Genomic DNA, 24,998 nt, shown 5'->3' on the forward strand with positions numbered 1-24,998 from the left:
AAGGCCGAACTCTCTTGTAACCAGTACGAATGCGAGTGTTACCTTGCGGCTGTTACTCGTCTTCCAGCTCGATGTTGATACCCAGCGAGCGGATCTCTTTCAACAGTACGTTGAAGGATTCCGGCATGCCCGGTTCCATCTGATGGTTGCCGTCCACGATGTTCTTATACATCTTGGTACGACCGTTAACGTCATCAGACTTAACGGTGAGCATTTCCTGCAATGTGTAAGCTGCGCCGTATGCTTCCAGCGCCCACACTTCCATCTCACCGAAGCGCTGACCACCGAACTGCGCCTTACCACCCAGCGGCTGCTGAGTAACGAGGCTGTAAGAGCCGGTAGAACGTGCGTGCATCTTGTCATCAACCAGGTGGTTGAGTTTCAGCATGTACATGTAGCCAACGGTAACCGGACGCTCGAACTGCTCGCCAGTACGACCATCAAACAGGGTGATCTGGCCAGAAGTCGGCAGATCGCCAAGCTGTAACAGCTCTTTGATTTCGCTTTCTTTCGCGCCATCAAACACCGGCGTTGCGATCGGCATACCTTTTTTCAGGTTTTCAGCCAGACGCAGCACTTCATCATCAGAGAAGGTGTTCAGATCAACACGCTGACGAACGTCGGCGCCCAGATCGTAAGCACGCTGGATAAACTCACGCAGCTTGGCCACTTCTTCCTGCTTCTTCAGCATCGCATTGATCTTGTCGCCAATGCCTTTGGCCGCCATGCCCAGGTGCGTTTCCAGAATCTGACCGATGTTCATACGAGACGGTACGCCCAGCGGGTTCAGTACGATATCGACCGGCGTGCCGTTCTCATCGTAAGGCATATCTTCGATCGGGTTGATCTTAGAGATAACACCTTTGTTCCCGTGACGACCTGCCATCTTGTCACCAGGCTGGATCTGACGTTTAACGGCCAGATACACTTTAACGATTTTCAGCACGCCCGGTGCCAGGTCATCGCCCTGAGTGATTTTGCGGCGCTTGGCTTCAAGTTTCTTCTCAAACTCGTGCTTCAGCTCATCGTACTGCTCAGCCAGCTGCTCCAGCTGATTCTGTTTCTGCTCGTCGGTCAGGCCCAGTTCCAGCCAACGCTCGCGCGGCAGCTTGTCCAGTTTTTCCGCTTCCACACCGCCAGAAACCAGCACGGAGTGAATACGGGCAAACAGGCCAGCTTCAAGGATCTGCAATTCTTCAGTCAGGTCTTTCTTCGCCTGCTTCAGCTGCATCTCTTCGATTTCCAGCGCGCGCTTGTCTTTTTCCACGCCATCGCGGGTAAAGACCTGCACGTCGATAACGGTACCGGAAACGCCGTTCGGTACACGCAGAGAAGAGTCTTTAACGTCAGACGCTTTCTCACCGAAGATCGCACGCAGCAGTTTTTCTTCTGGCGTCAGCTGGGTTTCACCTTTCGGCGTTACCTTACCAACCAGAATGTCGCCGCCGGTCACTTCCGCACCGATATAAACGATACCGGATTCATCCAGTTTGGAGAGCGCTGCTTCACCCACGTTCGGGATATCAGCAGTGATCTCTTCTGGCCCCAGCTTGGTGTCACGCGACACGCATGCCAGTTCCTGAATATGAATGGTGGTAAAGCGATCTTCCTGTACTACGCGCTCGGAGACCAGAATGGAGTCTTCGAAGTTGTAGCCGTTCCACGGCATGAACGCCACGCGCATATTCTGACCCAGCGCCAGTTCACCGAGGTCGGTGGACGGACCGTCTGCCAGCACGTCGCCGCGCTCAACCGGCTCACCCAGAGAAACACACGGCATCTGGTTGATGCAGGTGTTCTGGTTAGAACGGGTATATTTGGTCAGGTTGTAGATGTCGATGCCAGCTTCGCCCGGATACATCTCGTCTTCGTTAACTTTGATAACGATACGGGACGCGTCGACGTACTGAACCAGACCGCCACGTTTAGCAACCGCAGTTACACCGGAGTCAACCGCTACCGCACGTTCCATACCGGTACCAACCAGCGGCTTATCAGCACGCAGAGTCGGAACCGCCTGACGTTGCATGTTCGCACCCATCAAGGCGCGGTTAGCATCATCGTGTTCCAGGAACGGGATCAGGGATGCACCGACGGAAACCACCTGCTGGGTGGAAACGTCCATGTAGTCAACCTGGTCACGGCTAAACAGGCTCGATTCGCCTTTGCTACGGCAAGTCACCAGGTCGTCTACGAAGTGACCTTCGTCGTCGAGGTTGGTGTTCGCCTGAGCGATAACGTAGTTACCCTCTTCAATCGCAGAGAGGTAATGAATTTCATCGGTTACCACGCCGTCGATAACGCGACGGTACGGGGTTTCCAGGAAACCGTATTCGTTGGTCTGCGCATACACGGACAGCGAGTTGATCAGACCGATGTTCGGACCTTCCGGCGTTTCGATTGGACATACACGACCGTAGTGCGTCGGGTGTACGTCTCGAACTTCGAAGCCTGCACGCTCACGCGTCAAGCCGCCTGGGCCCAGAGCAGAGATACGACGCTTATGGGTAATCTCAGACAGCGGGTTGTTCTGGTCCATAAACTGTGAAAGCTGGCTGGAACCAAAGAACTCTTTCACCGCTGCAGAGATCGGCTTAGCGTTAATCATATCCTGCGGCATCAGCGTATCGAGGTCGCCTAAAGAGAGACGCTCTTTAACCGCACGCTCAACACGAACCAGACCTACGCGGAACTGGTTTTCAGCCATTTCGCCAACGGAACGGATACGACGGTTGCCGAGGTGGTCAATATCATCCACTTCGCCACGGCCGTTACGGATACCGATGAGCTTCTTCATCACTTCAATGATGTCTTCTTTGCTCAGGATACCGGACCCTTCGATCTCGTCGCGACCCAGAGAACGGTTGAACTTCATGCGGCCTACCGCAGAAAGATCGTAACGGTCTTCGGAGAAGAACAGATTCTCGAACAGGTTTTCCGCAGCTTCACGCGTCGGCGGCTCGCCCGGACGCATCATGCGATAGATCTCAACCAGCGCGCTCAGGCGATCGTTGGTTGGGTCAACGCGCAGCGTTTCGGAGATATAAGCGCCGTGATCCAGATCGTTGGTAAACAGCGTTTCAATACGTTTGTGACCGGACTGGCTCAGCTTAGCCAGCAGATCCAGCGACAGCTCCATGTTAGCGGAGACAATCAGCTCACCGGTGCTTTCATCAACGTAGTCTTTAGCAACCACTTTGCCTGCGATATATTCCACCGGGACTTCGATGTGCTGAATGCCATCTTTTTCCAGCTGACGAATATGACGCGCGGTGATGCGGCGACCTTTTTCAACGTAGACCGTACCGTTCGCTTCAATATCGAAGGAGGCGGTTTCGCCACGCAGGCGCTCAGGCACCAGCTCCATCTGCAGCTTGTTGTCACGGATTTCAAACACCACTTTTTCGAAGAACAGGTCAAGGATCTGTTCAGTGGTGTAGTTCAGTGCGCGCAGAATGATACTGGCCGGCAGTTTGCGGCGGCGGTCAATACGGACGAACAGGTTGTCTTTCGGGTCAAACTCAAAGTCGAGCCATGAACCGCGGTAAGGAATAATACGTGCGTTGTACAGCACTTTACCCGAAGAGTGGGTTTTACCCTTATCGCTGTCAAAGAATACGCCAGGACTACGATGCAGCTGAGAAACGATAACCCTTTCAGTACCGTTGATAACAAAGGTACCGTTTTCGGTCATGAGCGGAATTTCGCCCATGTAAACTTCTTGTTCTTTGATGTCTTTAACGGTGCCTTCCGGCGCTTCGCGCTCGTAGATCACCAGACGCAGCTTAACGCGCAGCGGAGCAGAATATGTCACGCCACGGATCTGACATTCTTTAACATCAAAAACAGGTTCGCCTAAGCGGTAGCTGACATACTGCAGCTCAGAGTTGCCGCTATAGCTCTGGATTGGGAATACGGAACGGAAAGCAGCTTCCAAACCATATTGGCCTTCCGGATCTTGCTCGATAAACTTCTGGAACGAGTCAAGCTGGATAGAAAGGAGATAGGGTACGTCCAGAACCTGTGGACGTTTGCCAAAATCCTTACGAATGCGTTTTTTCTCGGTATAGGAGTAAACCATAGGGTTCCTCAGCTAGCTGACAAGTCGACCCACTCTGTCCGTCCTGAAGGACAGTTCATGCAACACTATTTTGTTTCCCGGAAAGTGCGAGACACTCCCCGCAATACGTCTTTCTATCACTCTTAAATCATTTCATTGCTCTTGCATGGGCAGGGAACCCTGCAGGGAAGCAGTATATTAAGTCGTCGATAGAAAAAGATATTGAAGACGCCCAATGGACAAACAGTGCGAAACCCCATTGAGGGCCTGTAGCGCAAAAAGGCTGGTGACCAAAAAGTCACCAGCCATCAGCCTAACAAGTCAGGCTGCAACCTGGAGGGTTGGCTTATTTAACTTCAACTTCAGCGCCAGCTTCTTCCAGAGATTTTTTCAGAGCTTCAGCGTCGTCTTTGCTGATGCCTTCTTTCAGCGCAGCCGGTGCAGACTCAACCAGATCTTTCGCTTCTTTCAGGCCCAGGCCAGTTGCGCCACGTACTGCTTTGATAACAGCAACTTTGTTAGCGCCAACAGCTTTCAGTACAACGTCGAACTCAGTTTTTTCTTCAGCAGCTTCAGCCGGGCCCGCAGCAACAGCTACAGCAGCAGCAGCAGAAACGCCGAATTTTTCTTCCATAGCGGAAACCAGTTCAACCACTTCCATTACGGACATAGCGGCTACTGCTTCCAGAATTTGATCTTTAGTGATAGACATGACAATTGTTCCTAAGAATCAGAAAATAGTGTGTACGTAAAAGTGCGTAGTAAAAGAAGGCCTTAAGCGGCTTCTTTTGCATCGCGTACGGCAGCCAGGGTGCGGACCAGTTTGCCGGCAGCGGCTTCTTTCATGGTCGACATCAGACGTGCCAGTGCTTCTTCGTAGGTCGGCAGCGTTGCCAGACGGTCAATTTGTGCCGCCGGGATCAGCTCACCTTCAAAGGCTGCAGCTTTGACCTCAAATTTTGCATTCGCTTTCGCGAACTCTTTGAACAGACGAGCAGCAGCGCCCGGGTGTTCCATAGAGTATGCAATCAGGGTCGGACCAACAAACGTGTCTTTCAGGCACTCAAACTGAGTACCTTCTACGACGCGGCGCAGCAGGGTGTTACGAACAACACGCATGTAAACGCCAGCTTCACGACCTGCTTTACGCAGTTCAGTCATTTTATCTACGGTTACGCCACGAGAATCCGCAACTACCGCAGACAGCGCGCCTTTGGCTACTTCGCTGACTTCAGCAACAATCGCTTGTTTGTCTTGAAGATTTAATGCCATTAGCTTTTGCTCCTGGATTTTAGCCGGAGGAGAAATTCCCGCCGGAACTCACTTCACCTGGCAACCGAAAGGAAGCCAGGCGCTAAAACACGGTGAGCAGAATCCAGAAAATAAAAATATTCTTCAGGCTCTGTCACCGTCTACGCAGGAATATTAAGTTCCTTACGAAACACCTGCGGTCTTGGACGGAGGCCTGGATAAGGCCAGGCTCCAACCGAAAATCTGTTGCCCGTCTCTTGTGTCGCAGCAATAAAACTGGTCAAGAAGAAAATATCAGGCGACGTTCTGTTTAACAGAACAACGGGCGTAAGATTCTAGAGGAAACTTTCGCCCGCGTAAAGCGATTATTAATTCGCCACTGCAGTCAGACCAGTCTGGTCGATGGCAACGCCAGCGCCCATAGTGGTAGACAGGCTAACTTTCTTGATGTACACGCCTTTCGCCTGAGACGGTTTTGCTTTTTTCAGCGCAACCAGCAGAGCTTCCAGGTTTTCTTTCAGTTTGTCAGCGTCGAAATCAACCTTACCGATAGTGGTATGGATGATGCCGTTTTTGTCGTTGCGGTAGCGAACCTGGCCAGCTTTAGCGTTTTTAACCGCTTCAGCGACGTTCGGCGTTACCGTACCCACTTTCGGGTTCGGCATCAGGCCACGCGGACCCAGAACCTGGCCCAGCTGGCCAACAACGCGCATTGCATCAGGAGATGCGATAACAACGTCAAAGTTCATTTCGCCTTTTTTGATCTGCTCAGCCAGATCGTCCATACCTACCAGCTCTGCGCCAGCTGCTTTAGCAGCTTCAGCGTTCGCGCCCTGTGCAAACACAGCAACGCGTACAGAGCGACCAGTACCGTGCGGCAGTACAGTAGCGCCACGCACGTTCTGGTCAGATTTACGAGCGTCGATGCCGAGGTTTACAGCAACGTCAACGCTTTCAACAAATTTAGCGGTAGCCAGTTCTTTCAGCAGAGCAACAGCTTCGTTGATGTCGTACTGTTTGGTAGAATCAACTTTGTCACGGATCACGCGCATGCGCTTGGTCAGCTTAGCCATTTCTTAGTCCTCCACTACCAGGCCCATGGAACGAGCAGTACCTTCGATAGAGCGAGTCATCGCTTCTACGTCAGCACCAGTCATGTCCGCAGCTTTGGTTTCTGCGATTTCACGTACCTGAGCACGGGTTACTTTACCCACTTTGTCTTTGTTCGGCTTGCCGGAACCAGACTTGATACCAGCCGCTTTCTTCAGCAGTACAGCTGCCGGAGGCGTTTTGGTAACGAAGGTGAAAGAACGGTCAGAATAAACGGTAATAACAACAGGAATCGGCAGACCTTTTTCCAGGCTGTCTGTTTTGGCGTTAAACGCTTTACAGAATTCCATGATGTTAACGCCCTGCTGACCCAGAGCCGGACCTACTGGCGGACTTGGGTTAGCCATACCAGCTGCAACCTGCAGCTTGACATAGGCTTGTACTTTCTTAGCCATGATATTTCCTCTTTTGGGTATAACGCCGTTTAAGGCTTCCCGTGATTAATCTTTCACATGGCATTAAAGCCACATAAAAACAAAAGGCGCGAAATTATAGTGCAATTTCGCGCCTCCTGCAACCCTTATTCGATCATCCGAACGGGTAATTTAGCCTTTTTCTACCTGGCCGAAATCCAGCTCAACCGGTGTGGCACGGCCGAAAATCGAAACAGAAACCTTCAGGCGGCTCTTCTCGTAATCAACCTCTTCTACCACGCCATTAAAGTCGGCAAACGGACCGTCATTAACACGAACCATTTCACCCGGCTCGAAGAGCGTTTTCGGACGCGGTTTGTCGCCAACCTGTTGCAGACGGTTCATGATCGCATCGACTTCTTTATCGCTAATCGGTGCCGGACGATCGGACGTACCGCCAATGAATCCCATAACGCGCGGAACACTGCGCACCAGGTGCCAGCTTGCGTCATTCATTACCATTTGCACCAGCACGTAGCCTGGGAAGAATTTGCGTTCGCTTTTACGACGCTGACCGCCACGGATCTCCACAACTTCTTCGGTGGGAACCATAACATCGCCAAACAACTCTTCCATATTATGCAATTTGATATGCTCACGCAGCGACTGTGCTACGCGCGCCTCAAAACCGGAAAACGCCTGAACGACGTACCAGCGCTTTTTTGGAGCTTCAGACATCTCAGAACCTCAGGCCAGTGATAAACGATACCAGACGGACCAGAATACCATCCAGCCCCCACAAAATCAGTGACATCACGGCGGTAACCGCGGCAACGATTAAGGTGGTATGCAGCGTTTCCTGACGCGTAGGCCAAATAACTTTGCGCACTTCGGTTCTGGCTTCACGAGCGAAAGCCAACGTTGCTTTACCTTTCGTCGTCAACAGCGCAATGCCGCCTGCCGCCGCGATCAGAATAACAACGGCCAATGCGCGCAGCGGTAAGGTCACTTCGCGATAGTAGAAGTTACCTACGATTGCCACGATCAGCAAAATGGCGACGACTACCCACTTTATCGCTTCCAGGCCGCGCCCGCTTCCTTGAGCTTCGGTATTAGCACTCATAAACCAACCTGCCACATAAATCAGAAACAATTTTGCCCCGCGCATGCGAGGCAGCCAAACCGAATGCAGCTTTCGAGGCGTAACTCGGTCGATTACGCCGTGCTACAGAGCCTGTCTCAGCAATGATTATGAGCAAAGAATCACTGATGAGCCAGGTTCTATGTTACAGCGTATAAAAAGGGCATCAAATGATGCCCTCTTCTTGTACGTTGCGTCAAATGTTATCGGCGATTAGCCCAGAACTTTAGCAACAACGCCCGCGCCAACGGTGCGGCCGCCTTCACGGATTGCGAAACGCAGACCGTCGTCCATTGCGATCGGGTGGATCAGGGTAACAACCATTTTGATGTTGTCGCCCGGCATTACCATCTCAACGCCTTCCGGCAGTTCGATGGTGCCAGTCACGTCAGTAGTACGGAAGTAGAACTGAGGACGGTAGCCTTTGAAGAACGGAGTGTGACGGCCGCCTTCGTCTTTGGACAGAATATAAACTTCTGATTCGAACTGAGTGTGCGGCTTGATGGAGCCCGGCTTAGCCAGAACCTGGCCACGCTCGATCTCTTCACGTTTGATACCACGCAGCAGAACACCAACGTTCTCACCAGCACGGCCTTCGTCCAGCAGTTTACGGAACATTTCAACGCCGGTACAGGTAGATTTCGCGGTATCTTTGATACCAACGATTTCAACTTCTTCACCAACTTTGATCACGCCACGCTCAACACGACCGGTAACAACGGTACCACGGCCAGAGATGGAGAATACGTCTTCGATCGGCAGCAGGAACGGCAGATCGATAGCACGCTGCGGATCAGGGATGTAAGTATCCAGGTGACCAGCCAGCTCAACGATTTTCTCTTCCCACTCAGCTTCGCCTTCCAGCGCTTTCAGCGCGGAACCGCGAACGATCGGGGTGTCGTCGCCCGGGAAGTCGTACTGTGACAGCAGGTCACGTACTTCCATTTCAACCAGTTCCAGCAGCTCTTCGTCATCAACCATGTCACATTTGTTCAGGAACACGATGATGTACGGAACGCCTACCTGGCGACCCAGCAGGATGTGCTCACGGGTCTGCGGCATCGGGCCGTCAGTCGCAGCAACAACCAGGATAGCGCCGTCCATCTGAGCAGCACCGGTGATCATGTTTTTCACGTAGTCGGCGTGGCCCGGGCAGTCAACGTGTGCGTAGTGACGGGTCGGGGTGTCATATTCAACGTGAGAGGTGTTGATGGTGATACCACGCGCTTTTTCTTCCGGCGCGTTATCGATCTGATCGAAAGCGCGCGCTGCACCGCCGTAGGTTTTCGCCAGAACGGTAGTGATAGCTGCAGTCAAGGTAGTTTTACCGTGGTCAACGTGGCCGATAGTACCGACGTTGACGTGCGTTTTGTTACGCTGAAATTGCTCTTTCGCCATGGCGATATTCCTTACGTTATGCCCTCATCCTTGATGAGGGCATCTGTTCACTATTCTAAAACCGTAGCTTATTTGCTACGAGATTCAATAACGGCCTGAGCGACGTTGTTCGGCGCTTCCGCGTACTTCAGGAACTCCATGGAGTAAGAAGCACGGCCCTGGGTCTGAGAACGCAGGTCAGTAGCATAACCAAACATTTCAGACAGCGGTACCTGAGCGCGAACGGTTTTACCGGTAGCGGTGTCATCCATACCTTCGATGATGCCGCGACGACGGTTCAGGTCACCGATTACGTCACCCATGTTCTCTTCCGGCGTTTCAACTTCAACCTTCATGATAGGCTCAAGCAGAACCGGCTTCGCTTTCTTAAAGCCGTCTTTAAACGCCAGAGACGCAGCCAGTTTAAACGCCAGTTCAGAGGAGTCCACATCATGGTAAGAACCAAAGTGCAGACGAACGCCCAGATCAACTACCGGATAACCAGCCAGCGGACCAGATTTCAGCTGCTCCTGGATACCTTTGTCAACCGCAGGGATGTATTCGCCAGGAATCACACCACCTTTGATATCGTTGACAAATTCGTAGCCTTTGCCGCCCGGCTCCAGCGGGTACAGGTCGATCACAACGTGACCGTACTGACCACGACCACCAGACTGTTTCGCGTGTTTACCTTCGACATCTTTAATGGTGTCGCGGATAGTTTCACGGTAAGCAACCTGCGGTTTACCGACGTTAGCTTCAACGTTGAACTCGCGTTTCATACGGTCAACGATGATGTCGAGGTGCAGCTCACCCATACCAGCGATGATGGTCTGGTTAGATTCTTCGTCAGTCCATACGCGGAATGACGGGTCTTCTTTCGCCAGACGGCCCAGAGCCAGACCCATTTTTTCCTGGTCAGCTTTGGTTTTCGGTTCAACCGCGATAGAGATAACCGGCTCCGGGAACTCCATACGTTCCAGGATGATCGGGTTGTTCGGATCGCACAGGGTATCACCGGTGATCACGTCTTTCAGACCGATTGCCGCTGCGATGTCGCCTGCACGAACTTCTTTGATCTCTTCACGTTTGTTGGCGTGCATCTGTACGATACGACCAAAACGCTCACGCTGTGATTTCACAGAGTTCAGTACGGTGTCGCCTGAGTTAACCACGCCGGAATAGACGCGGAAGAAGGTCAGGTTACCAACGAACGGGTCGTTCGCAATTTTGAACGCCAGAGCAGAGAACGGCTCTTTATCGTCAGAGTGACGCTCTGCCGGAGTATCTTTACCGTCGTCCAGGATACCTTTGATAGCCGGTACGTCGGTCGGTGCTGGCAGGAACTCAACAACTGCATCCAGCATCGCCTGAACACCTTTGTTCTTAAATGCAGAACCACAGGTAACCAGGATAATTTCGTTGTTCAGCACGCGCAGACGCAGTGCTTTTTTAATCTCTTCTTCAGTCAGCTCTTCGCCGCCGAGGTATTTCTCCATCAGCTCTTCAGAAGCTTCAGCTGCAGATTCGATCAGGTTCTGATGCCATTCTTCAGCCAGGTCAACCATGTCAGCCGGGATCTCTTCGTATTCGAAGGTCACGCCAGCATCATCTTCGTTCCAGTTGATGGCTTTCATTTTGATCAGGTCAACAACGCCGGTGAATTTCTCTTCTGCACCGATAGCCAGCTGCAGAGGAACCGGGTTTGCACCCAGACGGGTTTTGATCTGACCAACAACTTTCAGGAAGTTAGCGCCCATGCGGTCCATTTTGTTAACGAACGCGATGCGCGGAACTTTATATTTGTTAGCCTGACGCCATACGGTTTCAGACTGCGGCTGAACACCACCAACCGCACAGTAAACCATTACTGCACCGTCAAGAACACGCATGGAACGTTCAACTTCGATGGTGAAGTCAACGTGTCCCGGGGTGTCGATGATGTTGATGCGGTGCGGCTCAAACTGTTTAGCCATACCTGACCAGAACGCAGTGGTCGCAGCAGAAGTAATGGTAATACCACGTTCCTGCTCCTGAGCCATCCAGTCCATGGTCGCAGCGCCATCATGCACTTCACCGATTTTGTGGTTAACACCGGTGTAGAACAGGATACGCTCGGTAGTAGTGGTTTTACCGGCGTCGATGTGAGCACTGATACCGATGTTACGGTAACGTGAAATGGGTGTTGTACGAGCCATTTGATTCCTCTGATTCTCGGACGTTCAAAATAAGTCATCCCCAGCGGGTTGGCTAATTGAGCGCCCGCTGGGTTAACAATAACTACGCGGTTATTACCAGCGGTAGTGAGCGAACGCCTTGTTGGCTTCGGCCATACGGTGAACGTCTTCACGTTTCTTCACTGCAGTACCTTTGTTCTCAGCAGCATCAGAAAGTTCGTTCGCCAGGCGCAGAGCCATCGATTTATCACCGCGTTTACGAGCAGCTTCTACGATCCAGCGCATTGCCAGGGCATTACGACGGACCGGACGGACTTCAACCGGTACCTGATAAGTAGAACCACCAACGCGACGTGACTTAACTTCTACAGTCGGACGTACGTTGTCGAGGGCTACTTCGAAAGCTTCCAGTTCGGTTTTACCAGAACGCTGAGCCAGGGTCTCCAGCGCGGTATACACGATTGCTTCAGCGGTAGATTTTTTACCATCTACCATCAGGATATTTACAAATTTGGCCAGCAGCTCAGATCCGAATTTAGGATCTGGCAGAATTTTACGTTGACCAATGACGCGACGACGTGGCATGGAAATACTCCGTTGTTAATTCAGGATTGTCCAAAACTCTACGAGTTTAGTTTGACATTTAAGTTAAAACGTTTGGCCTTACTTAACGGAGAACCATTAAGCCTTTGGCTTCTTCACGCCATACTTGGAGCGTGCCTGCTTACGGTCTTTAACACCAGAGCAGTCAAGCGCGCCACGAACGGTGTGGTAACGCACACCTGGCAGGTCTTTAACACGACCGCCACGGATCAGGATTACGGAGTGTTCCTGCAGGTTGTGGCCTTCGCCACCGATGTAGGAAGTCACTTCGAAACCGTTGGTTAAACGAACACGGCAGACTTTACGCAGCGCGGAGTTCGGTTTTTTCGGGGTAGTGGTGTACACACGAGTACAAACACCACGTTTCTGCGGGCAAGCTTCCAGCGCCGGCACGTTGCTTTTAGCAACTTTGCGTACGCGCGGTTTGCGAACCAGCTGATTAACTGTTGCCATTAAATAGCTCCTGGATTTAGCTTTTGCTTCGTAAACACGTAATAAATCGCCTCGTATTAATACGAGGACGCAGAATTTTAGGGCTGAGTAGAAAAGGTGTCAAGAAATAACCAGGCGTCTGATGCTCACCAGGGCATTTGCTGCTGTTGTTTTACCGTCAGCATGACGAAATCATTATAGTCAATCACAGCGATTTTGGACGAAATTTGAGCATCTAACCCGCGCGCGGCGACATCCTCCGCCAATACCCACAGGCGCGCCGGAGAATCCAGCAGCTGCGGCAGTAAAAGATTGTCGGTTAAACCCGCCAGTACGCCATCTTGCATAAGCAGCAGATCGTCGCCGGGCTGCAGCATACGTAGCAACAAAGCATAATCACACTGGAATGGCGAACTCATCAGCGTATGCAGCATAAGCGCTCCTTAAAAGGTCAGGATATGGTCGACCGTTGACAGATGCGCGTGTAACGCTGCGCTATCAAGCACCTCGGCCGCCAGGACACGCTGGCTGTCAGCCGCCAGGCCGCGTTCACGCAGGGAATCGGCGCAAATAAAACACGCTTCGACGTCATACAGCGGCAGCACGCCAAAGGTCGCGATATAGTTACGCGCCAAAATCTGTTCCGGCTGTTGGCCGGGCGTAAGCTGCAGCACACCATCGCCAATAAAAAATAGCGACACGCGATCGCAAATCGCCGCCGTAGCCAGCGCGGCATCCAGCCCTTCTCGTCCACTGCTGTTGCCATGTGGCGCGCGGGTAAAAACAAAGGCGATCGATTTCATCAGAACTGTACCACTCTGTCGCAGGTCAGCGCTGCTTCAGCCAGCGCACCAAGCCCCGCCAGCTGAAATCCGGGCTGGAGGTTCGCGGCAGCAAGGCCCAGGCTGGCGGCCTCCTGCTCATCGGTCACGCCGCGTCTTAACGCTGCGGCGACGCAAATGTTTAACGTCACGCCCTGCTGCTGCAACCCTTGCCAGGCGCGCACCAGATCAAACTCATCGCTGGCTGGCGCCGTGAGCTGGTTGCCGTTAAGGACGCCTTCGCGATAGAAAAAGACGCTCTCCAACTGGTGACCAGCCGCCAACAACGCGCGCGCAAACAGCAGTGCGCTGCTCGCCTGCTGCGTGCCGTAAGCCGGGCCGGTGACCAACAGCGCATAACGCATCAGCGCTCCTGCCCCTGCGTATCTTCGCTTTTAAACTGGCGAATGTAGAGATAAACCGTGTGTTTAGAGATATTAAGGCGATCGGCAACCTGGTTAATCGCATCTTTAATATCGAAAATCCCTTTCTCATACAGGTTGAGGACAATCTGCCGGTTCTTCATATTGTTCGCTACATTGCGGTCGGCGCTAACTTCTTCAATAGTAAATTCCAGCGTCTGCGTCACCAGATCTTCTACAGAAGAAGCGAAGTTGACCTGCGAAGAGACGTCAGGCGTTTCCGGCGGCATAAATGTCGACATGATTTGCGAGAAAGGCACATCAAGGTTCATGTTAATGCAGAGCAGTCCAATTACGCGCTGCTGACGATTACGGATGGCGATAGTCACCGATTTCATCAGCACGCCGCTTTTGGCGCGGGTAAAGTATGCGCGTGAGACGTTACTGTCGGCGCCGGTCATATCATGCAGCATACGCAGCGCCAGATCGGTAATCGGCGAGCCGACTTTACGCCCGGTATGTTCGCCATTGGCGATGCGCACCGCAGAGCATTTTAAATCTTCCAGCGAGTGCAGCACGATTTCACAATGCGAGCCAATTAGCATCGCAAGGCCATCAACGACGGCTTCGTACGATTTCAGAATATCATAGTCGGTTTGCTCAAACGGATGTTGTTCCAGTAAATCGATATCGGTCAGATCGCCTGGATTGAATGGATTAGACATGAAAGACATTACCCTAATTGGCTGGAGCCTGTCTCAGCGCGGCCAGGGCAGACTCATCATACAAATTTGCGCAGCGCTAGTCTGGCAAATGTCTGCAGGTTATGCCAGATTTTTGTCCAGCCGGGAGCGACTGGCGGCGGAAACAAAACCGCCGCGTTAACGCGGCGGTAGAGGAATTACTGAGCTTTCTTATCGTCAGCAACCGGAGCCTGCACTTGCGCATCGGCTTTCGGCGCAGGTTTGATATCCAGAAGTTCAACATCAAACACCAGCGTAGAGTTAGCCGGAATGCCTGGAACGCCATTTTTACCATAGGCCAGCTGCGGTGGGATCACCAGCTTGATCTTGCCGCCTTTCTTCACGTGTTTCAGGCCTTCCGTCCAGCCAGGGATAACGCCGTCAAGACGGAAAGAGAGCGGCTCGCCGCGAGTATAGGAGTTGTCGAACTCGGTGCCGTCAATCAGCATACCTTTGTAGTTAACCACCACGGTATCGCTATCTTTCGGCGCATCGCCGCTGCCTTCTTTCTCTACCTGATAGAGCAGGCCGCTATCCGTTTTCTTCACGCCTTTCTCTTTAGCGAATTTCGCCGCGTAAGCATCGCCTTTTTCAGCGTTCTCTTTCGCGTCTTTTTCCATCTTCGCCTGTGCAGCTCCCTTCACGCGGCCTTCGAAGGCCTGCAGGGTTTGCTCAATTTCCTGGTCGGATAATTTGCTCTTACCGGCAAAGGCGTCCTGTACGCCTGCGATCAGCTGCGCTTTATCCAGCTGAATGCCCAGTTTTTCCTGCTCTTTCAGCGAGTTTTCCATGTAGCGGCCCAGTGAAGCGCCCAGCGCGTAGGCGGACTGCTGGTTTTCATTTTTGAAAGCCGCATTTTTAGGTGCCTGAGGAGCAGCTTGTTCAGCCGGTGCGGAGTCTGCTGCCAATGCCAGCGGTGCATTGAGCGCGGCGGCCATCGTGGCGGCTAACATTGTGATTTTAAACAGTGATTTCATCCATTATCTCCAAAACCGAAGCCTCTCACCCCGGCAATCGTTGCAGGCCATAGCCTGTACTATAACTGTGCGGAACAACTTAACATGCCCGCCCGGCAAACTTAAGCGTACATCCGACCCTTTTTATGTCGGGAAGTTTCAATGGATATGACGCCAGGGCTATGCTTTTTCAACCTTCACAGGCAAAATCTGACGATCTATAGCGAAGGCAAGCGGTTTTCCTGAAACGGACAGCGATCCAACCTGCCAGCCATCTGCAAACCGGAGGAACGCCCATGCAGCAAAAAACATTTGAGCAACAACTGGAACTGCTGGAAAGCAAAGTCGCTTTTCAGGAGCAGTCTATTGAAGAACTGAATCAGACCGTTGTTCAGCATGAAATAGAAATGGCTAAAATGCGCGAACAAATGCGCCTGTTAATCGATAAGCTGAAGGCTGCAGCACCTTCTATGGTTGCGCATCCGTCAGAAGAGACGCCGCCGCCCCACTATTAATTCACCCCAATAGCGGCAGAAAATAATAAGGGCAGAGAGACGTAACGCCCCTCTGCCCTGTCATTATTTTATCGCGGGCCGATTAGTGGCAGCCACAACCGCCGTTACCGCAGCCGCCTTTACCATGCTCGTGACCGTGGTCATGATCGTGGTGATGGTCATGCTCGCCGTGTACGTGGCCATGCGCCAGTTCTTCCGGCGTGGCTTCACGGATAGCAACCACTTCTACGTGGAAGTTCAGGTTCTGGCCAGCCAACATATGGTTGCCGTCAACCACAACGTGATCGTCTTCCACTTCGGTGATTTCTACCGGTACCGGGCCCTGATCGGTTTCGGCCAGGAAACGCATACCAACCTGTAATTCATCAACGCCCATAAAAACATCTTTAGGTACGCGCTGAACCAGGTTGTCATCATACTGACCATAAGCGTCATTCGCGGCGATATGCACATCGAATTTGTCGCCGACTTCATGATCTTCCAGGGCTTTTTCCAGACCAGAAATCAGGGAACCATGACCGTGCAGATAGTCCAACGGCGCGCTCACCGGAGACTCGTCGACCAACACACCGTCTTCTGTACGTACCTGGTAAGCCAGGCTGACCACCAGGTCTTTTGCTACTTTCATGATATCTCCTAACCGTTGAGAGCTTTGATCCCGACTCATTGGTCTATTTTTGCGTGCAATAACACCAACCAGAAAGATCCAGATGCTGACCCGTTGCGCGCCCTGGGGGCAATACGCTCAGGCAATGTTAACGATGCCGATTGTAACGGAATTCAGTGTCGCTGTAAGGGTAAGCTTAAAAAAAGCTGCGCTGTTCCGCTACTCTGGATGAAAAATACCGATCACTTGCTCCTGACTGCGAATCTGATCGCGTACTTGTTTATCCGCTTCGCGCATCTGATGACCGCATTTCACGCACTCCACCACATCAATATTATTTTCCTGCCACATCGCCAGCGTGTCTTTTTGCTGGCAGTGCGGGCAAGTCGCATCGGCAATAAAACGTTTACGCATTATCTTTCCCGTCGTTTCGCTGCAAATCTTTATGATTCAAACTCATCCCAGCCATCTGGCTGGCGCTTTTCCTGCTGCATTTCGCGCTGGAAAATATCCTCCAGCTCGCGCCGCGCTTCGCGCACGCGTGAAATCTGCGCGTTATCCGCATGGTTAGGCATCAGTTCACGCAGCATGCGCATATCCAGACGCCGAAAATGCTGCTGCGCCCGGTGCGCCTGATGCGGATGCATGCCCAGCGTCATTAACGTCTTGCGACCCAGTTCCAGCGCGCTGGAAAAGGTCTCGCGTGAAAATTGCGTCACGCCCGCCTGCAACAGTTCATGGGCCTCCACGCGCCCACGTGCGCGCGCCAGAATCTGCAAATGGGGAAAATGGTGCTGACAGAGATGAACAATGGTCATCGTATCTTGCGGATCGTTGCAGGTAATCACAATCGACTGCGCGCTGGCGGCACCGGCGGCGCGCAGCAATTCCAGCTCCGTGGCGTCTCCATAGTATACTTTATAACCATATTTACGCATTAAACTCACGGCGCTGATATCGCGCTCCAGCACCGTGATACGCTTTTTATTGGCCATCAGCAGGCGTCCAATTACCTGACCGAAACGGCCAAAGCCGACGACAATCACTTGCGGCTGATCGTCATCTACCCAGGGCTTCTCCGCCTGCTCATCCGGCTCGTTAAAGCGGCGCACCAGAACGCGATCCACGCCCTGCATCAGCAGCGGCGTCGTCATCATCGACAGGGTAACGGTCACCAGCAGCAGCGGCAGCTGATCGCCCTGAAACAGCCGGACAGAGGAGGCTGCGGAAAAGAGGACGAAAGCGAATTCGCCGCCCTGGCTCAGCACGCTGGCAAATTGCAAACGCTCTGAGCTGCGCAGGCCATAAATGCGCGCCAGCAGATAAAGCACCAACGTTTTCACTGCCACCAGCACCAGTACGCCCGCCAGGATCGTAAGGATATGGGTATAGAGAACGCCCAGATTCAGCGCCATGCCGACTGAAATAAAGAACAGACCGAGCAGCAGCCCTTTAAAGGGGTCGATAGCGACTTCCAGCTCGTGGCGATATTCGCTTTCTGCCAACAAAATGCCGGAAATAAAGGTACCCAGCGCCATCGACAGCCCCAGCGCGTCCATAAACAGCGCCGAACTCAATACCAGCAGCAGCGAGGCGGCGGTAAAGACTTCACGCACGCCGGAAGCGGCGATATATCGGAAAATGGGCCGTAACAGCAGCCTGCCACCAATCAACATGCCGGCAAACGCCAGCACCTTCAAGCCCACTTTCATCCAGTCAGTATGCCCGCTGTCGGTGCCGGCCAGCAGCGGCACCAGCGCCAGCGCCGGGATTACTGCCAGATCCTGAAACAGCAAAACGGAAAAGCCCAGCTGTCCCGCTTCGCTGCGATTCATGCCCTTATCGCGCATCAGCTGTAACGCCATGGCCGTTGAGGACATCGCCAGGCCGATCCCGCCGATAATCGCCGCCTGCCATGAAAAATCGGTGAGCAGCAGCAGCCCGGCCAGTACCGCCGCGCTAAAAATTACCTGCGCGGCGCCAACCCCGAAAATCGAACGCCGCAGTGCCCACAGCTTCGACGGATTCAGCTCCAGCCCGATCAGGAACATCAGAAACACCACGCCGATTTCCGAAAAGTGCAGAATCTCCTCGACGTCGCTGATAAAGCCAAGCCCCCACGGGCCGATCGCAATGCCCGCCAGCAAATAGCCCAGCACCGCGCCAATGCCCAGCCGGGCGGCGATCGGCACTGCGACCACGGCGGCGAACAGATAGACCACGCCCGCCGTCAGTAAAGTTTGGCCTTCCATTTATGTCGCTCCCGCAGGCAAAGGTGATGAAAGCCAGTCGCTATAGGCTTCAGCATAATTTTTCATAATTTCCGGCGGCTGGCGGCGCGCCCAGTAGACCACCATTGGCGTCAGCCAGTGCATCCGGCACAGCTGCGCCGTCAGTTCAAAGGGGCGCATGATGTCCGTTATCGGATAGCGGTTCAGGCCGTCCTGATGATAAGCGGTCTCCGGCTCGCCGGTGGTAATCACGCTGCGCCAGTATTTTCCTTCTAAAGCATTGCCGCCGACGCCGCTGGCGAAACCGCGCGCCAGCACGCGATCCAGCCACTCTTTCAGCAGAGCCGGACAGCTATAGGTATAGAGAGGATGTTGGAAAATAATGACCTGATGCTCGCGCAGCAGCTGCTGTTCATAATGAATATCAATAAAAAAATCGGGATAGTGGGCGTACAGGTCATGTACGGTAACGTGTGATAATTGCTGCGCCGGTTGCAGCAAGATCCGATTGGCAATCGAATCTTGTGATTCCGGGTGAGCATACAGCAGCAAAACCTTAGGCGGCTGTGACATCTCTCCCCTCCAAATCGTCGTCATGATGGCGGATTTCCGCTACCATGCACGACACAACGGAATCAGTGATTCCTGACTGATTATGATGACAATAAATTAACATATTCTGACGATACGGCGCCTATGATTGTATTCTCCTCGTTACAGATCCGACGCGGCACCCGCGTGCTGCTGGACAATGCCACCGCCACCATCAACCCAGGCCAAAAAGTGGGGCTGGTGGGCAAAAACGGCTGTGGTAAATCAACGCTGCTGTCGCTGTTAAAGAATGAACTCAGCGCCGACGCGGGCAGCGTCAGCTTTCCCGGCAACTGGTCGCTGGCCTGGGTTAACCAGGAAACGCCCGCGCTGCCGGTTGCCGCCATCGACTATGTGATTGACGGCGATCGTGAATATCGTCAGCTGGAAGCAGAATTACAGCGCGCCAATGAAAAAAACGATGGCAACGCCATTGCCCTGCTGCATGGCAAGCTGGACGCGATTCAGGCATGGAGCATACAGGCGCGCGCCGCCAGCCTGCTTCACGGTTTGGGCTTTAGCCAGCAACAGTTGCAGCGTCCGGTCAGCGATTTTTCCGGTGGCTGGCGAATGCGCCTTAACCTGGCGCAGGCGCTAATCTGCCGTTCCGATCTGCTACTGCTGGATGAACCTACCAACCACCTCGATCTGGATGCGGTGATCTGGCTGGAGCGCTGGCTGAAAAGCTATAACGGCACGCTGATCCTGATCTCGCACGACCGTGACTTCCTCGATCCGGTGGTCGATAAAATTCTGCATATCGAACAGCAAAGCCTGTTTGAATATACCGGCAACTACAGCTCCTTCGAGCAGCAGCGCGCCACCAAACTCTCGCAGCAGCAGGCGCAGTATGAGCAGCAGCAGCGTAAAGTCTCGCATCTGCAAAGCTATATCGATCGCTTCCGCGCTAAAGCCAGTAAGGCAAAGCAGGCGCAGAGCCGCATTAAAATGCTGGAGCGTATGGAACTGATCTCGCCGGCGCACGTTGATAATCCTTTCAGCTTCAGCTTCCGCGCGCCGGAAAACCTGCCAAATCCACTGCTGAATATGCAAAAAGTCACGGCGGGCTACGGCGATCGCGTGATTCTCGACTCCATTAAGCTCAACCTGGTGCCGGGTTCGCGTATCGGCCTGCTTGGCCGCAACGGCGCGGGCAAATCGACGCTGATTAAGCTGCTGGCGGGCGAACTCGCGCCGCAGAAAGGCGAAATTGGCCTGGCAAAAGGCGTACAGCTGGGATACTTCGCTCAGCATCAGCTGGAATTCTTACGGGCAGATGAATCGCCGTTGCAGCATCTGGCGCGCCTGGCGCCAAAACTGCCGGAGCAGCAGCTGCGCGACTACCTTGGCGGCTTTGGTTTTCAGGGCGATAAAGTCAGCGAACCGACCGCGCGTTTTTCCGGCGGTGAGAAGGCGCGTCTGGTGCTGGCGCTGATTGTCTGGCAGCGCCCTAACCTGCTGCTGCTGGATGAGCCGACCAACCATCTCGATCTGGATATGCGTCAGGCGCTCACCGAAGCGCTAATCGATTTTGAAGGCGCGCTGGTGGTGGTTTCGCACGATCGTCATCTGTTGCGCTCCACCACTGACGATCTCTATCTGGTTCATGACGGCAAAGTCGAAGTGTTTACCGGCGATCTGGATGATTACCAGCAGTGGCTCAGCGATCTGCAAAAACGCCAGGCACAGGAGAGCGATCCTAAGCCGGAAAACGGCAACAGCGCGCAGGCGCGTAAGGATCAGAAGCGCCGCGAAGCCGAACTGCGTGCGCAAACGCAGCCGCTGCGTAAGCAGATCGCGAAGCTGGAAAAAGAGATGGAGAAGTTTAACAGCCAGCTGGCGGAAGCAGAGGCGAAACTGGCTGACTCGGCGATTTACGATCCCGCCCGCAAAGCCGATCTGACCGCCGCTCTCCAACAGCAGGCTGCGGCCAAATCCGCGCTTGAAGAGCGGGAAATGGCCTGGCTGGATGCGCAGGAGCAGCTGGAAACGATGCTGGCCTCATAAAACAGGCGGCCTTGTCAGGACAGAGCGCTTTTTCCGTATAACAAGGCCGTTTATTTTTGCTTGTTTTCTCGCTGTTAACATTCTGCCGCAGGCACGCGATTTTCAAATAAAAAGAATCTCTTCGCTATTTTTTAGCCAGCAGCCACACATCCTTTTTATAGCACCCCCTTCATAAATCACTAACTTATAGCGATTTTTTTACTTTTTATTTCCTTGTGCGTTGAACAGGTTGTTCTTACTATGACGCCCTGAATAAAACCGTCTGTTTTCAATTCAGGTAAATTATCACGCTGTGTGAGTATCGCCTGCCTTTCAATCCAGGGTAAACCGTGTCAGAGCCTTCCATCAGCCTGTTGAAAAAAAACCTGACGGCCTTTTTGCTGCTGCTTTTTTTCACGCCCGTCGCTCATTATTTGTCGCCGACCTGTCTTATTGACGACCGCATCGTTTATCTGTGCTACCTGCCCTATGGCCTGGCGATTGCTGCCATCTATATTTTTGGCCGTTCGGCGGTGCTTCCGCTTTATCTGACGTTCTTTATTACTTTTCAGTTCTGCTTTTCGGCGTTGTCGCTGGCATCGGCGCTTACCTTTACGTTCCTGACGCCGCTGTTGATCGCCTGTTGGCTGGCGCGTCGGTATCTTGGCCGCCGGTGGCGCTACGATCCCGGTAACCAGGGGCTTGGCGTCAGGCTTATTCTGCTCAACACGCTGGCACCGACGCTCACGCTGCTGCTGCTGGCCGGTCTTGGTCGTTATTTGCCCGCGGTGCCGGAATTGCCCGGCAGCTATTTTGCCGGAAAGCTGGATATGTACAGCATACTCAGCCTGCAAAACCTGATTCTTTCCGCCGTGCTGTTTACCATCATGTTTTATTTTGTTCTACGGATTCTGGCTAACCCGCGCCATACGCGACGTTTTTTTAGTGGCAACGGCACAAAGGCAGATCGTCTGCGCGCGCTTTTCTGGTGCAATATGCTGGCGTTGTTAATGTTATTGCTTTGCTCGCCGCTCCATTACCACCTGATTTCCAGCTATCTGGTGCCGCTCATTTTTGTCGCCTTCACCTACGGTATTATGCGCTTCAGGCCGCAGCTGGTTCTCTGGCTTTGGGCGGCCTGCTGCCTGCTGCTGATGCGCTTTAATCTTGATGTGCTGCCGATAAATTCTATTTTTGCCGCCACCTTCCTTTCTTCAACCTTTATTGCCTTCACCATTAGCCTGCTTTATATCGCGACGGGCTACTGGCACAGCCATCGTCTGCAACAGATTGCGTTTTATCTGTCACTTACCGATCCGATGCTGCATCGTCCTAATCTGCGCGCGATGGTGAAGGATATTAAAAAACAGTCATCCGGCACGCTCTGCTATCTCTATTTGCATCAGCTGAAATTCCTCGGCTACTACTACGGAATAATGATGCGTATTTACACCAAGCGTTGCATCATTGATGAAATCGCAAAATATCTGGGGCCTGATGAAGGGGTTTATCAAATTTCCGGCGATGGCGTGATGCTGCTGCTGCAGGGAGAAGAGATCGCCGCGCGACTGACGCAGCTGCGCGCTGAGCTAAAAAAGCGCCCCATTTTCTGGCATCAGCAGCTGATCGATATCGATTACGCTTTTATCGCCAGCCGCTTGATCACCGGGAAAAGCAATCTTTATCATCTGCTCACGCAGCTTAGCTATCTGGCGGAACAGGCGCTGGCGGCGGGTGGCGTACTGCTACTGGATAACGATAATGCCCGCTTAATTGGCCAGGTATCCGAACGGGTATTGCTGTTGCAGAAAATTAAACAGGCGATTGCGCAGCGCGATATTTTGCTGTTTGCCCAACCCATTGTCGCCTGTAAAAACGATAAGCGTTACTACGAAGTGCTGGCTCGCCTGACCACCGATCACGAGCTGTTGACGCCTGACCGCTTTCTGCCATTGATTGCTGAGTTCCGGCTGGGCGTGGCGTTCGATAAGCTGGTCACGGAAGAGACGGTAGCCTTTATCCACCGCCGCCGGTCGGAAAACAATCCGCCGCCTTGTCTGGCGATCAACCTGATGCCGGTCACGCTAACCGAGCCTAATATCGCCGACACGTTCATTGCGCTTTTCCGGCAGTTTGCCGTGCCGCCGGAAGCAGTGATTTTTGAAGTGACCGAAGAGCAAACGTTTATCAATAACCAGCTGGCGCACGAGGCCATTATGGCGCTACGTCAGGCCGGTTTCCGCATTGCCCTGGATGATTTTGGCTCCGGCTTTGCCAACTACGAGCGGGTAAAAGATCTTAACGCCGACATCATTAAGATTGACGGTCTGTTCGTTAAAAACAGCCTGACCGACAATCTTGATCGCATCATTATCAAATCCATCTGCGACATTGCCCAGGAAAAAGGTATCTCGGTGGTGGCGGAATATGTGGAAAACGAGGCGCAAAAAGCGCTGCTGACCGAGCTGGGCGTGGATTATGTTCAGGGCTGGCTGACCGGCCAGCCAGCCCGACTTGAAACTATTGCCTGATACTCAGGAAGGCCGATAAAACGGCTTATCTCCTAATATCGTTGCGCGCTGCATAATACGGCGCGCAGGCAGATAGTCGGCGTTAGCGTAATGCTGTGTAACCCGGTTATCCCAGATGGCTACATCATTGGCTCGCCAGCGCCAGCGCACCTGAAATTCCGGCTTCGTAATATGTGCGAAGAGAAAACTCAACAGCGCATCGCTCTCTTTCGGCGCCAGATCGACGATACGCGTAGTAAATCCCTCATTAACAAACAGCGCCTGCCTGCCGCTAACCGGATGAGTGCGCACCACCGGATGCAGCAGCGGTGGATGGTTCGCCGCCGCCTGACGCCAGCGCGCATGTAACTCCGGCGTGGCGCGATGCTTATGTTCCGGGAAGGATTTGGTAAAATCATGCTCGGCCTGCAAACCGCTTAGCAATGCGCGTAGCGGCTGGGAAAGCGCCTCGAATGCGGCAATACCGCTGGCCCACAGCGTATCGCCACCCTGCGCTGGCACCTGTTTCGCCGTCAGGATCGCGCCGGCCGGCGGCGTCTCGATAAAGGTGACGTCGGTGTGCCAGTTATCGTTATCGGGCGGATTATCATTATGCGTATCCAGCACGATAATTTCCTCCACGCCTTCCGCATGCGGATAGACCGGATGAATATGTAAATCGCCGAAGCGCGCGGCCAGCGCCCGCTGCTGATGCGGCGTCAGCGGCTGATCGCGCAGGAACAGCACCTGATGACGGATCAGCGCGTGCCACAACTGCTCGAACTGACTGTCGCTCAGCGGACGGGAAAGGTCGAGGTTATCAATTCGGGCGCCGATATAAGGCCCCAGAGCGGTAATATCCAGACGTTCGTTCATTGCGATTCTCCATGCCAGGGCGTTAGCCGACGCTGTAGCATCCGCAAACCCAGTTCTAAACCAAAGGCGATTAACGCAATCACCAGGATGCCTGCCAGTACCACATCGGTTGCCAGGAACTCACCGGCAGACTGCACCATAAAACCCAGTCCGCGCGTGGCGGCTATCAGCTCCGCCGCCGCCAGCGTTGACCAGCCGACGCCAAGCCCAATGCGCAAACCGGTCAGAATCTCCGGCAGCTGCTGTGGCTGGTGATCTTGCCCGGCGCGCTGCCGGAGATTCTGACCGGTTTGCGC

At 53.3% G+C, this 24,998-nt stretch carries 25 protein-coding genes; 3 read left to right on the plus strand and 22 right to left on the minus strand.

Annotation, left to right across the window (positions count from 1 at the left end; translation table 11 throughout):
• Positions 1 to 52: 52 nt before the first annotated feature.
• The 16 genes from rpoB to fkpA form a co-directional block, all read right to left on the minus strand.
• On the minus strand, positions 53 to 4,081 hold the full coding sequence (gene rpoB, locus P3C52_RS17475; protein ID WP_275556208.1) for a DNA-directed RNA polymerase subunit beta: 4,029 nt from the start codon (positions 4,079 to 4,081) through the stop codon (positions 53 to 55).
• Positions 4,082 to 4,406: 325 nt separating this feature from the next.
• Positions 4,407 to 4,772, minus strand: a complete 366-nt coding sequence (rplL, locus tag P3C52_RS17480; RefSeq protein WP_141178000.1) for a 50S ribosomal protein L7/L12 — start codon at positions 4,770 to 4,772, stop codon at positions 4,407 to 4,409.
• Positions 4,773 to 4,834: 62 nt separating this feature from the next.
• Positions 4,835 to 5,332 carry a 50S ribosomal protein L10 gene (rplJ, locus tag P3C52_RS17485; RefSeq protein ID WP_012772934.1) on the minus strand — a complete coding sequence of 166 codons (498 nt, stop codon included), beginning with the start codon at positions 5,330 to 5,332 and terminating at the stop codon, positions 4,835 to 4,837.
• Positions 5,333 to 5,679: 347 nt separating this feature from the next.
• The gene (gene rplA, locus P3C52_RS17490) at positions 5,680 to 6,384 is read right to left on the minus strand and encodes a 50S ribosomal protein L1 (protein ID WP_275556209.1); all 705 of its coding nucleotides are present in this window, start codon (positions 6,382 to 6,384) and stop codon (positions 5,680 to 5,682) included.
• A 3-nt stretch (positions 6,385 to 6,387) separates the two neighbouring features.
• The gene (gene rplK, locus P3C52_RS17495; protein ID WP_141177998.1) at positions 6,388 to 6,816 is read right to left on the minus strand and encodes a 50S ribosomal protein L11; all 429 of its coding nucleotides are present in this window, start codon (positions 6,814 to 6,816) and stop codon (positions 6,388 to 6,390) included.
• Between the two features lie 150 nt (positions 6,817 to 6,966).
• Positions 6,967 to 7,512 carry a transcription termination/antitermination protein NusG gene (gene nusG, locus P3C52_RS17500; protein WP_038629789.1) on the minus strand — a complete coding sequence of 182 codons (546 nt, stop codon included), beginning with the start codon at positions 7,510 to 7,512 and terminating at the stop codon, positions 6,967 to 6,969.
• Position 7,513: 1 nt separating this feature from the next.
• A complete protein-coding gene (gene secE, locus P3C52_RS17505) occupies positions 7,514 to 7,897 on the minus strand; it encodes a preprotein translocase subunit SecE (protein WP_275556210.1) in 384 nt (127 codons plus the stop codon).
• 231 nt (positions 7,898 to 8,128) lie between these two features.
• The gene (gene tuf, locus P3C52_RS17510) at positions 8,129 to 9,313 is read right to left on the minus strand and encodes an elongation factor Tu (RefSeq protein WP_275556211.1); all 1,185 of its coding nucleotides are present in this window, start codon (positions 9,311 to 9,313) and stop codon (positions 8,129 to 8,131) included.
• A 68-nt stretch (positions 9,314 to 9,381) separates the two neighbouring features.
• Entirely contained in the window at positions 9,382 to 11,490 is a 2,109-nt protein-coding gene (gene fusA / locus P3C52_RS17515; RefSeq protein WP_275556212.1) for an elongation factor G, read from the minus strand.
• A 93-nt stretch (positions 11,491 to 11,583) separates the two neighbouring features.
• Complete coding sequence (rpsG, locus tag P3C52_RS17520) at positions 11,584 to 12,054, minus strand: 30S ribosomal protein S7 (RefSeq protein ID WP_038629748.1); 471 nt, start codon at positions 12,052 to 12,054, stop codon at positions 11,584 to 11,586.
• Between the two features lie 96 nt (positions 12,055 to 12,150).
• On the minus strand, positions 12,151 to 12,525 hold the full coding sequence (rpsL, locus tag P3C52_RS17525) for a 30S ribosomal protein S12 (protein ID WP_003852912.1): 375 nt from the start codon (positions 12,523 to 12,525) through the stop codon (positions 12,151 to 12,153).
• Positions 12,526 to 12,650: 125 nt separating this feature from the next.
• Positions 12,651 to 12,938 carry a sulfurtransferase complex subunit TusB gene (gene tusB, locus P3C52_RS17530; protein WP_275556213.1) on the minus strand — a complete coding sequence of 96 codons (288 nt, stop codon included), beginning with the start codon at positions 12,936 to 12,938 and terminating at the stop codon, positions 12,651 to 12,653.
• A 9-nt stretch (positions 12,939 to 12,947) separates the two neighbouring features.
• The gene (gene tusC / locus P3C52_RS17535; RefSeq protein ID WP_275556214.1) at positions 12,948 to 13,307 is read right to left on the minus strand and encodes a sulfurtransferase complex subunit TusC; all 360 of its coding nucleotides are present in this window, start codon (positions 13,305 to 13,307) and stop codon (positions 12,948 to 12,950) included.
• Positions 13,307 to 13,690, minus strand: coding sequence for a sulfurtransferase complex subunit TusD (gene tusD, locus P3C52_RS17540; protein ID WP_275556215.1), 384 nt, complete (start codon positions 13,688 to 13,690; stop codon positions 13,307 to 13,309). The genes tusC and tusD overlap by 1 nt, the downstream gene beginning before the upstream one ends.
• Positions 13,690 to 14,412: a transcriptional regulator gene (locus P3C52_RS17545; RefSeq protein ID WP_275556216.1), complete on the minus strand. Its 723-nt coding sequence runs from the start codon at positions 14,410 to 14,412 to the stop codon at positions 13,690 to 13,692. The genes tusD and P3C52_RS17545 overlap by 1 nt, the downstream gene beginning before the upstream one ends.
• A gap of 176 nt (positions 14,413 to 14,588) precedes the next feature.
• Complete coding sequence (gene fkpA / locus P3C52_RS17550; protein WP_275556217.1) at positions 14,589 to 15,407, minus strand: FKBP-type peptidyl-prolyl cis-trans isomerase; 819 nt, start codon at positions 15,405 to 15,407, stop codon at positions 14,589 to 14,591.
• 275 nt (positions 15,408 to 15,682) lie between these two features.
• Between fkpA and P3C52_RS17555 the strand changes: the two genes are divergently transcribed.
• Positions 15,683 to 15,901 carry a SlyX family protein gene (locus P3C52_RS17555; RefSeq protein ID WP_275556218.1) on the plus strand — a complete coding sequence of 73 codons (219 nt, stop codon included), beginning with the start codon at positions 15,683 to 15,685 and terminating at the stop codon, positions 15,899 to 15,901.
• Between the two features lie 82 nt (positions 15,902 to 15,983).
• Here the strand turns inward: P3C52_RS17555 and slyD are convergent, their stop codons facing one another.
• The 4 genes from slyD to kefG all read right to left on the minus strand — a co-directional run bounded on the left by slyD (position 15,984) and on the right by kefG (position 19,312).
• Positions 15,984 to 16,529 carry a peptidylprolyl isomerase gene (gene slyD, locus P3C52_RS17560; RefSeq protein ID WP_275556219.1) on the minus strand — a complete coding sequence of 182 codons (546 nt, stop codon included), beginning with the start codon at positions 16,527 to 16,529 and terminating at the stop codon, positions 15,984 to 15,986.
• Between the two features lie 198 nt (positions 16,530 to 16,727).
• The gene (locus P3C52_RS17565; protein ID WP_275556220.1) at positions 16,728 to 16,922 is read right to left on the minus strand and encodes a YheV family putative zinc ribbon protein; all 195 of its coding nucleotides are present in this window, start codon (positions 16,920 to 16,922) and stop codon (positions 16,728 to 16,730) included.
• Between the two features lie 29 nt (positions 16,923 to 16,951).
• Entirely contained in the window at positions 16,952 to 18,760 is a 1,809-nt protein-coding gene (gene kefB / locus P3C52_RS17570; RefSeq protein ID WP_275556221.1) for a glutathione-regulated potassium-efflux system protein KefB, read from the minus strand.
• The gene (gene kefG, locus P3C52_RS17575) at positions 18,761 to 19,312 is read right to left on the minus strand and encodes a glutathione-regulated potassium-efflux system ancillary protein KefG (RefSeq protein ID WP_275556222.1); all 552 of its coding nucleotides are present in this window, start codon (positions 19,310 to 19,312) and stop codon (positions 18,761 to 18,763) included.
• Between the two features lie 123 nt (positions 19,313 to 19,435).
• Between kefG and P3C52_RS17580 the strand changes: the two genes are divergently transcribed.
• Entirely contained in the window at positions 19,436 to 21,337 is a 1,902-nt protein-coding gene (locus P3C52_RS17580) for an ABC transporter ATP-binding protein (protein WP_275556223.1), read from the plus strand.
• A gap of 329 nt (positions 21,338 to 21,666) precedes the next feature.
• Positions 21,667 to 23,847 carry an EAL domain-containing protein gene (locus tag P3C52_RS17585; RefSeq protein WP_275556224.1) on the plus strand — a complete coding sequence of 727 codons (2,181 nt, stop codon included), beginning with the start codon at positions 21,667 to 21,669 and terminating at the stop codon, positions 23,845 to 23,847.
• A 3-nt stretch (positions 23,848 to 23,850) separates the two neighbouring features.
• Here the strand turns inward: P3C52_RS17585 and tauD are convergent, their stop codons facing one another.
• A complete protein-coding gene (gene tauD / locus P3C52_RS17590; protein ID WP_275556225.1) occupies positions 23,851 to 24,702 on the minus strand; it encodes a taurine dioxygenase in 852 nt (283 codons plus the stop codon).
• A partial coding sequence (locus P3C52_RS17595) for an ABC transporter permease subunit (protein WP_275556226.1) occupies positions 24,699 to 24,998 on the minus strand: 300 nt, incomplete at its 5' end. The genes P3C52_RS17595 and tauD, both read right to left, overlap by 4 nt.

The sequence above is a fragment of the Mixta sp. Marseille-Q2659 genome, assembly GCF_940807255.1.
In the GTDB taxonomy this organism is placed as follows: domain Bacteria; phylum Pseudomonadota; class Gammaproteobacteria; order Enterobacterales; family Enterobacteriaceae; genus Mixta.

What these genes read in the sequence shown, in the direction of transcription:
- rplK (WP_141177998.1), bottom strand. Translation starts at nt 6,816, where the DNA reads ATGGCTAAGAAAGTACAAGCCTATGTCAAGCTGCAGGTTGCAGCTGGT.
- kefG (WP_275556222.1), bottom strand. Translation starts at nt 19,312, where the DNA reads ATGTCACAGCCGCCTAAGGTTTTGCTGCTGTATGCTCACCCGGAATCA.
- P3C52_RS17555 (WP_275556218.1), top strand. Translation starts at nt 15,683, where the DNA reads ATGCAGCAAAAAACATTTGAGCAACAACTGGAACTGCTGGAAAGCAAA.
- kefB (WP_275556221.1), bottom strand. Translation starts at nt 18,760, where the DNA reads ATGGAAGGCCAAACTTTACTGACGGCGGGCGTGGTCTATCTGTTCGCC.
- rpoB (WP_275556208.1), bottom strand. Translation starts at nt 4,081, where the DNA reads ATGGTTTACTCCTATACCGAGAAAAAACGCATTCGTAAGGATTTTGGC.
- fkpA (WP_275556217.1), bottom strand. Translation starts at nt 15,407, where the DNA reads ATGAAATCACTGTTTAAAATCACAATGTTAGCCGCCACGATGGCCGCC.
- slyD (WP_275556219.1), bottom strand. Translation starts at nt 16,529, where the DNA reads ATGAAAGTAGCAAAAGACCTGGTGGTCAGCCTGGCTTACCAGGTACGT.
- tusD (WP_275556215.1), bottom strand. Translation starts at nt 13,690, where the DNA reads ATGCGTTATGCGCTGTTGGTCACCGGCCCGGCTTACGGCACGCAGCAG.
- tusC (WP_275556214.1), bottom strand. Translation starts at nt 13,307, where the DNA reads ATGAAATCGATCGCCTTTGTTTTTACCCGCGCGCCACATGGCAACAGC.
- tuf (WP_275556211.1), bottom strand. Translation starts at nt 9,313, where the DNA reads ATGGCGAAAGAGCAATTTCAGCGTAACAAAACGCACGTCAACGTCGGT.
- tusB (WP_275556213.1), bottom strand. Translation starts at nt 12,938, where the DNA reads ATGCTGCATACGCTGATGAGTTCGCCATTCCAGTGTGATTATGCTTTG.
- P3C52_RS17565 (WP_275556220.1), bottom strand. Translation starts at nt 16,922, where the DNA reads ATGCGTAAACGTTTTATTGCCGATGCGACTTGCCCGCACTGCCAGCAA.
- nusG (WP_038629789.1), bottom strand. Translation starts at nt 7,512, where the DNA reads ATGTCTGAAGCTCCAAAAAAGCGCTGGTACGTCGTTCAGGCGTTTTCC.
- rplL (WP_141178000.1), bottom strand. Translation starts at nt 4,772, where the DNA reads ATGTCTATCACTAAAGATCAAATTCTGGAAGCAGTAGCCGCTATGTCC.
- P3C52_RS17545 (WP_275556216.1), bottom strand. Translation starts at nt 14,412, where the DNA reads ATGTCTAATCCATTCAATCCAGGCGATCTGACCGATATCGATTTACTG.
- rplA (WP_275556209.1), bottom strand. Translation starts at nt 6,384, where the DNA reads ATGGCTAAGCTGACCAAGCGCATGCGCGTGATCCGTGACAAAGTTGAT.
- secE (WP_275556210.1), bottom strand. Translation starts at nt 7,897, where the DNA reads ATGAGTGCTAATACCGAAGCTCAAGGAAGCGGGCGCGGCCTGGAAGCG.
- P3C52_RS17580 (WP_275556223.1), top strand. Translation starts at nt 19,436, where the DNA reads ATGATTGTATTCTCCTCGTTACAGATCCGACGCGGCACCCGCGTGCTG.
- rpsG (WP_038629748.1), bottom strand. Translation starts at nt 12,054, where the DNA reads ATGCCACGTCGTCGCGTCATTGGTCAACGTAAAATTCTGCCAGATCCT.
- tauD (WP_275556225.1), bottom strand. Translation starts at nt 24,702, where the DNA reads ATGAACGAACGTCTGGATATTACCGCTCTGGGGCCTTATATCGGCGCC.
- rplJ (WP_012772934.1), bottom strand. Translation starts at nt 5,332, where the DNA reads ATGGCATTAAATCTTCAAGACAAACAAGCGATTGTTGCTGAAGTCAGC.
- rpsL (WP_003852912.1), bottom strand. Translation starts at nt 12,525, where the DNA reads ATGGCAACAGTTAATCAGCTGGTTCGCAAACCGCGCGTACGCAAAGTT.
- fusA (WP_275556212.1), bottom strand. Translation starts at nt 11,490, where the DNA reads ATGGCTCGTACAACACCCATTTCACGTTACCGTAACATCGGTATCAGT.